Below are 8,270 nucleotides of genomic sequence, written 5' to 3'. Positions count from 1 at the left end.
CTTTCATCACGCGGGCGTAATTCCCAACGGGGTACGGGGCCCAGCGCTCTGATTAATCCCCTCTAAATATACGCCCGCGACTTCCCGGCTGGTAGTTAAAGACTTGTGAACGGCCTGCTCCAACGACTTTTCATGCTGCGCCAACCCAAGCGATGTAGAGCGTTTCATACACCCATCTGGCTTTACTAAACCCCTAATGTCTGTAAGGCAGGTATACTTAGCCTAGTCTGGATCTATCTGTCTAGGCTAGTTTAACTATTGATAGTAATGATGGTTAGTAGTATGAATAGATTTGAAAATATATCAGTAAGGGGTTTTCGGCGTCTTCAAAATATTGAGCTTGAGATGAGAAATCTCATCGTCATGATTGGTGCAAACGGAGCAGGAAAAACTTCTTTTTTAGATGTTCTTTCAATACTAGCCGCTTCAGCAAGTGGAAATTTACAGAATTTATTGCAACTTAAAGGCGGCTTGAATGAAATTTTGACAAGAGGTAAAGTACAAGAACTTGAAATTGAAATTTCAATGCAAGTGCCAAAGGAACAACCTTTGAAGTACAGCTTAACATTGTCACCCAAAGGTTTGTCCTATGAAGTCAGAGACGAATCTTTAACACAGCAGAGAAATCCCAACAGAGCTGAACCATTCAAGTATATTGAATCACAAGGGTTGAATATTAAATATTTTCAAGAAGGCAGTGAACTTCTGAGACCTAATTGGGAGCATAATCCTCTCGAAACATCGCTTTCTCAAGTTCCTAAAATGTATCGCGAACCTGAGAACCTGAGAAAGAGCCTTGCTTCTTGCACATATTATGGATCACTCGATGTTTCAGAGAAAAGTCCCATCCGTCTACCTCAAGCAATGCGCCCTGCAAAGTTGCCTGGAGCAAGCGGTGAAAACCTCGTTTCCTGTCTTTATGACCTTCGGGAGACCGATAGAGACAGTTTTGAAATGGTTGAAAATATCATTTCTGCTGCCTTTCCAGATTTCGATCGATTAAACTTTCCTCCGGTTGCCGCAGGAACTATGTCTATGACTTGGACAGATAGAAATTTTCCTCAGCCTTTCTATGTCCATGAGCTATCAGAAGGAACGCTGCGCTTCCTCTGGTTGGTTGCGCTCCTGCAAAGTCAAACTTTAACAACTATTACGTTGCTAGATGAACCAGAAGTTAGCCTACACCCGGAACTCTTAAGACACTTAGTTTATCTAATGAGAGAAGCTTCAAAACACACTCAACTGATAGTTGCCACACACTCAGATAGACTCATCAGATTTCTCGATCCAAGCGAGATTTTGGTCTGCGATTTGGAAGAAGGGGAGGCAAAAATGAGGTGGGCTGACACTCTTAACCTGGATAAATGGTTAGAAGATTACAGTCTTGACCAGGTTTGGGAAATGAATGTGATGGGTGGCCGTCCATGAGAATTGCTATTTTGGTTGAAGGTGCTACTGAAATGGCATTTAGAAAGAAGCTTCATGAGTTTCTGCAAAGTCGTTTAGAGCAAAAAATGCCCAGACTAGACTTTAAACCACAACATGGTGGAATTCCCAAGCAAGGGAAACTCAAGAAAATAGTTGAAACTCTCCTCGATAATGATGGCTATGATGCTGTAATTGCACTTACAGACGTTTATACCGGAAAGCCGGACTTTAAAGATGCCAATGATGCTAAAGAGAAAATGATGACATGGGTAGATAAAAACCCAAAATTCTATCCTCACACAGCATTACATGATTTTGAAGCATGGCTTCTTCCCTACTGGACAACTATCCAGAAGCTAGCGAAACACAACCGTTCTGCTCCTAGCGGTTCGCCTGAAACAGTGAATCATCAAAAGCCACCTTCTTATTTGATTAAGGAGATTTTTAGCTCTGGAACACGCGGAAAAGACTATAACAAAGTGATTGATGGAATGGCTATTTTGAAAAACAACGATCTGATGATTGCGATTCAAGCTTGTCCAGAGCTAAAAGCTTTTGTGAATCGAATTATCTCTCTCTGCGATGAAGATAAAATAATTTCTTGATGTCCGATGTTAGAGCCCCGACTTCTTAAAGAAGTCGGGACTGTGGGTGTTCAGTTTTTTAGGTTGTTCTACCTAATTCAGGGGAATCTCGATCCAGAACTCTGTACCATGACCGGGTACAGAAACACATTTAAGTACGCCTTGGTGTTTCTCAACTACAATTTGGTAACTGATAGAAAGTCCTAAACCCGTCCCCCGACCTACGGGTTTAGTAGTAAAAAACGGATTAAATATGTGAGAGATTAACTCTTTGGGGATGCCGTGACCATTGTCCGCAATGCAAATTCCTACCGTTTTTTCAGCGATTAATTGGGTGCGAATCCGAATGCAAGGGGATGGGAAATCAGGAATCAAACACTCGGTGGTCGCATTTATATCTCCTGACTCGATAGCCAGTATTTGGGAGCTTAAATGCGTCGCCGCTGCACTTGCCGCTTGAAAGGGAAGATTCATAACTCGCTCTTTTTTTCCCATTTCTAGGGCGTCAAGGGCATTACCGATCAGATTCATAAATACCTGATTGAGCGAGCTGGCATAGCATTCTACTAAGGGCAAATTGGCGTATTCTTTAATGATTTCTACGGTGTTGTGCTCAGAATTGGCTTTGATCCGGTGCTGCAAAATCAACAGGGTACTGTCGATGCCCTCGTGAATGTCAACGGCTTTTTTCTCGGTTTGATCGCTCCTGGAAAAATTACGCAAAGATACAACTAACTGGCGGATGCGCTCAACTCCGACTGTCATGGAACCCAAAATTTTTGGCAAATCTTCGGCAAGAAATTCGATGTCGATTGCTTCGGAGCACTCGCTAATTTCTGGGTTGGGATTGGGGTAGTGCTGGCGGTAGAGTTCCACCAAGCAGAGCAAATCTTTGGTGTATTCGCTGGCGTGGGAGAGATTGCCGTAGATAAAGTTAACGGGGTTATTGATTTCGTGGGCGACTCCCGCCAGGAGTTGTCCGAGACTGGACATTTTTTCGGTTTGAATCAGTTGGGCTTGGGTATTGTGCAATTCTGTGACTGTTTTAGCTAGCTGTTCGGCTTTTAATCGATCGGCAGTTGCTGCATTGAGACTTTCTTGATAAAGTTCTGCTTGGTGAATGGCGATCGCAGCTTGAGCAGCTAAATGTTGCAGCAATTCCTGTTCTGCCGTTTGCCAAACTCTCGGCCCGGAACACTCATGGGCAATTAGCAACCCCCACAATTGCGAATCTTTGCCCATCATGGGCACAATTAAACTTCCTCTCACCTGCAAATCTTCCAAAAATTCGCGGTGACAGGGTGTTAAATCATGAGTATAAATATCATTAATTGCTCCCACCCGTCCGGCTCGATAAAAGCAGTCTGAGCCTTCGGGAAAGCATCCTTCTGGAGATTTGATACCTAAAATTGACCGCCACTGGCCGCAAACAGCTTCGACAACTACCTCGCCCTGTTTGTCTGCCGCAAATTGGTAGATTACCGTGCGATCGGTATCCAACAAAACTCTGACTTCTCGCACAATAGTTTGCAGTATGATTTTTAAATCTAAGGTGCTGCGAATCTGGTCTCTAACTCGCGTCAATACTCTGGCAAAGTCCAAGGATTTTTGCAATTGGGCGGTGCGTTCTTGAACTTGGCGCTCCAAGTTGGCATTCAGGGTCTGCACTTCTTTATTAAGAACGTACTGCCCAATTGCCGAACAAAATTGGCTGCCTATGGCTAAAGCTTGCTCGATTTCCTCGTACTTCCACTCGGACGACTGACCTTTTTTTATTTCTCGCCAGAGTTCAAAGGATTGTCTGGGAAGGGTTTGTTCAGCGCTGGTGTCAAACCGGCCCGCCCACATTTTTTCGGTATCAATTGCATTGCGAAAAATGGTTAAACAGCCGACTACTTGTTGTTTGTAGTGGAGGGGAATTACCAGCAAACCCCGAATTTGAGTAGCTTGGAAAGCGGGCACTAAAACTCTAAATAGAGGTTCTTTGTATAAGTCTGTAATTATCCCAACAGGTAATTGAGAATTAGTAAAAATTGGAAATTTGGGAAGTTCTTCAGTATTTTTGAATCCTTTGGTTAGCCATTCCTGCCAGAGGGGATGAGCTTCGATCGCCTTAACTTTTTCCCAGTTGGGAAGTGTCGGTTGTTCTCCTGTTGTGAACAGTTCAAAGGTAGCATCACTGTGGGCCGGGGCAATTGGCAATCCTCCTTCAATCTTGGAAGCGGATAACTTTTCACCGTTGATTTTCGGCTGGTTGAGATAGAGTCTGCCGCCGCTACCGCCCAAAGCGGTGACGGTGGCTTCTAAACCCTGTTGCAGTTGAATGTTGACGTGACCATACAACAGGGCTGCTATGCGGCTCACGGTAGCTTCGCGGGCCGCTTGAGAGCGGGTTTGCTGGAGGAGGAGGGCGTGGGCTATAGCGCTAGACAATTGATCTGATACGAGCTGAACTACTTCTAAATCTGCTGGTGAAATATTGAGGGGCGCGGAGTGGTGAGACACTAAAAGTCCCCACAGTTCGATGTGAATTTTTTGATTATTTCCTGGCTCGTATCGAGTCAGACACGTCGCCGCATCGCAGATATCTGTTTTGCTGTTTGGCGACGCACTCCTGCGGTGCAAAATCGGCACGACTAAGGAAGATTGCACTCCCATTGCCATCAGGTAAGCGGTGTGGCAAGGATCGAGCGATCTGTAGTGGATCTCTTCATTTACTAAAGGTTGACCGGTGTCTGCTGCATCGAGGGGACTCAGGACGATCGTCCCTGAGTTAACATCTATTATTGTCCGCTGGCGCAAAGTGACATACATCTCCCTGGCCCTTGCGGGAATGTCGTCTGCTGGAAAGTGCAGTCCTTTCAAGGAAGGGAGATGGTTGTTATTAATTGACTCAGCAACAACTTCTCCACTGCCGTCGGCACTAAACCTGTAAATCATAATGCGATCTGTTTTCAAAAAAGACCGCACTTCTGCTACCGTACTGGTTAAAATATCTTCTAATTCTAGAGATTGGCGAATGCGTTCTGTTATCCGCCGTATCAAAACTTCTCTGTCTAGTTTATAATGTAATTCTTGCGTATTTTCTCTGAGTTGCATAAATCTCCTTTTGTACTTATACAATGATAATAAGAAGTTTTGATCTGCTGTTGGAGCGTTTAAACTCAAATGCCTCACCCTGAGTTTTTGACTCAACCGATCTGTACAATTAATCCGTCGCGCACTTGTCAGAGACGACGGTGTATCGCCTCTGGTGGGCTGGGGCAAGTAAAATCTGCGATCGCGCCGGTTTAATCCTTGCCTTCAACAGGCAGAGCGACTTAAGCAAATAGTAATTATTATTTTAATGCTCTTATAAATTTCTCGCAATCTTAAACTCTCACTATGAAAATTATTCATTGTTAGGATAACTTGACATTTGTTGTATAACTTCATATAATGATAATTAACGAAAGAATTTGAGTTTCTATCAGCGCGCAAGGCCCTGACTAATTTCTTGGCGCACGCTCATCAGAATTTTACCCAAATGATTTTGACCGGTTCGGTCGCAGCCACACCCCCAGTAGTAATCCGTTGGCGAATCCTCGACAATGACTCGATCCCCTGTGGCGAGGAGAATAGCTTGAATGTCTGTATGAGTGAGAAACTTAGTTAAAACTGCTTCGCGCATAATGGGAATTTTCACGGCTTCCCAATCAGCGCGAATCCGGTGGGTGGGATCGCGACCTAATTTAGCGGCTTCTTGAGGAGTTGCTACGGCTCGAATCGCCGCCACTAATCTTTCATCAGTGCTGACAAATTTTTGGGCTTGATAGTAATGTTCCACAGTCAACCAATATTGACCGTGCAGACAAATGTCGTGTAGTGAAAAATTAGAAAAGCAGCCGTAAGGCTCCTCTACTTTATAAAAATAAATTATCATTTGATTTTAGATTTTAGATTTTAGATTTTAGATTTTAAATTTTACAGGATTTACGCAAAATCCAATTATCTAGGGTGCTTAGGGGCGCACCTTACCGCTATTGGGAATGAGGAATTGAGAATAAGGAATTGGGATTTAAGAAGATTCTCTCTTTTTTCTTCCCTCAAAATCCATGCGTTAAATCCGTTGCTGAACTTCCTTCGTTCTAAAACGGCATCAGCTTTTTAAGAGCGCGGTTAGCGATATCGGCCTAACGCAGTTCGCCACACAAAATTTGGCTCATCAACTGAGTAGTCATCGGCAATTTGACGCCCGCTCTGTAAGCAGCTCCTGTAAACTGATAGAATGCTCTAGCCAAGCGACTGGCCCAAATCAGATGAGTGTTCCATTCTTGGGCGATCGATTGAGTGTAAGGCTCCTTAGCGTCGTCGGCACCTCCAAGAGCTCGATCGATCGCCTCAGCAGCCTTAAATCCACTAAAAATGGCAGGACGAATTCCTTCACCGGACAACTGGTAATGGGTGATTGGTCATGGGGCAGGAGGAATTCGTAAGTTAATGAGTGTTAAATCTTGAGTTTTTAACTCACAACTCACAAATGACTAAGCGTCTGCTCGTTGTTCGCGGCCGACTCTGAGCAATCTCAAAACTATTCCTATTCCCCCTGCCCAATTTCCCATTCCCTAAACAGTCGTGATATCTTTCTCTTTCGATGCCAGAACTTCTTCTATTTTCGCAATGTACTTGTCCGTCAGCTTTTGAATTTTATCTTGCAAGTCGCGGGATTCATCTTTAGAGATATCGCTGCTTTTTTCCTGCTTGCGAATCGAGTCAACGGCATCGCGGCGGATATTGCGAATTGCCACTTTACCTTCTTCAGCAAACTTACTTGCCATTTTGACAAATTCTTGGCGTCTGTCGCTCGTCAGCGGCGGAATGTTCAAGCGAATAACTGAACCGTCGTTGTTGGGAACGAGTCCTACATCGGACAGGGAAATTGCTTTTTCGATCGAGGTAAGCGCTGTGCGATCGAACGGTTGAATGGTGATCGTAGTCGCATCCGGGGTGCCGATGTTGGCAAGGGATTTGATCGGAGTTGGAGAGCCGTAGTAATCTACCATGACTCGATCGAGGAGGGAGGCGTTGGCCCGTCCCGTCCGAATAGTATTAAAAGACCGTTGAGTAGCCTCAACTGCCTTTTGCATATGATCTTCTGCTTCAGCTAACTTCACAAAAACCTCCGACAAGAGTTCCAATAGATTCTCCCATTACAGCTCGGTAGATGTTGCCCGACACCGAGAGGTCAAATACCATAATAGGAATATTATTTTCTTTGCAAAGGGCGATCGCCGTACTGTCCATCACCCGCAAATCTTGATTCAAGACGTGGGCATAGGTGAGGGTTTGATACCTGCGCGCGTTGGGGTTGAGGTGGGGGTCGGAATCGTACACCCCATCTACCTTAGTAGCTTTAAAAATCACCTCTGCATCAATTTCAGCCGCCCGCAAAGCGGCTGTAGTATCAGTAGTAAAAAAAGGGTTGCCAGAACCGGCACCAAAAATCACTACTCGTTTTTTTTCTAGGTGGCGAATCGCCCGCCGCCGGATGTAGGGTTCAGCTACTTCTTGCATGGCGATCGCCGATTGCACCCTCGTTGGCACTCCTGCTTGTTCAAGGGCATCCTGCAAAGTGATAGCATTCATCACCGTAGCAATCATGCCCACATAATCAGCCGTTGCCCGATCCATCCCTGCCGAAGCAGCTTTCACCCCGCGAAAAATGTTGCCGCCACCGACAACAATCGCGATTTGAATGCCTTGGGACACGACTTTGGCCACTTCCTGGGCGATCGACTGAACCACTATCGGATCGATGCCGTAGCCCAAGCTACCCATCAGCGCTTCACCGCTGAGCTTCAGCAAAACTCGCTGATATACCATCCCCATGCCGCCACTATTTTTTTACTCTTTTTGCCTCCACCATAAGATAGCAGTACGGGTGCATTTTGAACATCAATTGCCCGGAACAGGCAGCCTGCTTGTGTTGCAAGAGAATTTGTTTGTGGCGCGGGCTGCTAGGTGAACAGGCAAGATGCCTGTTCCACAACCGGATTTATTTTTTCTCAGTGAATGCTAGGTGAACAGGCAAGATGCCTGTTCCACAACCGGATTTATTTTTTCTCAGTGAATGCTAGGTGAACAGGCAAGATGCCTGTTCCACAACCGGATTGAGTTTTTTTCTGTGAATGCTAGGTGAACCGGCAAGATGCCTGTTCCACAACCGGATTTATTTTTTTTCTGTGAATGCTAGGTGAACAGGCAAGATGCCTGTTCCAC

The 8,270-nt window shown here is 45.1% G+C and carries 7 protein-coding genes; 2 read left to right on the top strand and 5 right to left on the bottom strand.

Going from position 1 to position 8,270, the window contains the following annotated elements; translation table 11 throughout:
• The first annotated feature begins 282 nt into the window (after positions 1 to 282).
• Both QT992_RS32365 and QT992_RS32360 read left to right on the top strand, forming a co-directional pair.
• Positions 283 to 1,428 (top strand): AAA family ATPase, encoded by a 1,146-nt coding sequence (locus QT992_RS32365; RefSeq protein ID WP_333342342.1) that lies wholly within the window; start codon positions 283 to 285, stop codon positions 1,426 to 1,428.
• Entirely contained in the window at positions 1,425 to 2,033 is a 609-nt protein-coding gene (locus tag QT992_RS32360) for a DUF4276 family protein (protein ID WP_333342344.1), read from the top strand. The genes QT992_RS32365 and QT992_RS32360 overlap by 4 nt, the downstream gene beginning before the upstream one ends.
• 72 nt (positions 2,034 to 2,105) lie before the next feature.
• Here the strand turns inward: QT992_RS32360 and QT992_RS32355 are convergent, their stop codons facing one another.
• The 5 genes from QT992_RS32355 to pyrH all read right to left on the bottom strand — a co-directional run bounded on the left by QT992_RS32355 (position 2,106) and on the right by pyrH (position 7,880).
• On the bottom strand, positions 2,106 to 5,111 hold the full coding sequence (locus tag QT992_RS32355; RefSeq protein ID WP_333342346.1) for a GAF domain-containing protein: 3,006 nt from the start codon (positions 5,109 to 5,111) through the stop codon (positions 2,106 to 2,108).
• A gap of 370 nt (positions 5,112 to 5,481) precedes the next feature.
• The gene (locus QT992_RS32350; RefSeq protein WP_333342348.1) at positions 5,482 to 5,934 is read right to left on the bottom strand and encodes an NADAR domain-containing protein; all 453 of its coding nucleotides are present in this window, start codon (positions 5,932 to 5,934) and stop codon (positions 5,482 to 5,484) included.
• A 250-nt stretch (positions 5,935 to 6,184) separates the two neighbouring features.
• Positions 6,185 to 6,445, bottom strand: a complete 261-nt coding sequence (locus QT992_RS32345; protein ID WP_333239457.1) for a hypothetical protein — start codon at positions 6,443 to 6,445, stop codon at positions 6,185 to 6,187.
• Between the two features lie 171 nt (positions 6,446 to 6,616).
• Entirely contained in the window at positions 6,617 to 7,165 is a 549-nt protein-coding gene (gene frr / locus QT992_RS32340; protein WP_333147410.1) for a ribosome recycling factor, read from the bottom strand.
• Positions 7,152 to 7,880 carry a UMP kinase gene (gene pyrH / locus QT992_RS32335; RefSeq protein ID WP_333076369.1) on the bottom strand — a complete coding sequence of 243 codons (729 nt, stop codon included), beginning with the start codon at positions 7,878 to 7,880 and terminating at the stop codon, positions 7,152 to 7,154. The genes frr and pyrH overlap by 14 nt, the downstream gene beginning before the upstream one ends.
• Positions 7,881 to 8,270 lie beyond the last annotated feature (390 nt).

This window comes from Microcoleus sp. T3_D1 (assembly GCF_036700405.1).
GTDB lineage: Bacteria > Cyanobacteriota > Cyanobacteriia > Cyanobacteriales > Microcoleaceae > Microcoleus.
Note: the sequence above shows the minus strand (reverse complement) of the source record. Positions and strands in the feature narration are given on the sequence as shown.

What these genes read in the sequence shown, in the direction of transcription:
- QT992_RS32365 (WP_333342342.1), top strand. Translation starts at nt 283, where the DNA reads ATGAATAGATTTGAAAATATATCAGTAAGGGGTTTTCGGCGTCTTCAA.
- QT992_RS32360 (WP_333342344.1), top strand. Translation starts at nt 1,425, where the DNA reads ATGAGAATTGCTATTTTGGTTGAAGGTGCTACTGAAATGGCATTTAGA.
- QT992_RS32355 (WP_333342346.1), bottom strand. Translation starts at nt 5,111, where the DNA reads ATGCAACTCAGAGAAAATACGCAAGAATTACATTATAAACTAGACAGA.
- QT992_RS32350 (WP_333342348.1), bottom strand. Translation starts at nt 5,934, where the DNA reads ATGATAATTTATTTTTATAAAGTAGAGGAGCCTTACGGCTGCTTTTCT.
- pyrH (WP_333076369.1), bottom strand. Translation starts at nt 7,880, where the DNA reads ATGGGGATGGTATATCAGCGAGTTTTGCTGAAGCTCAGCGGTGAAGCG.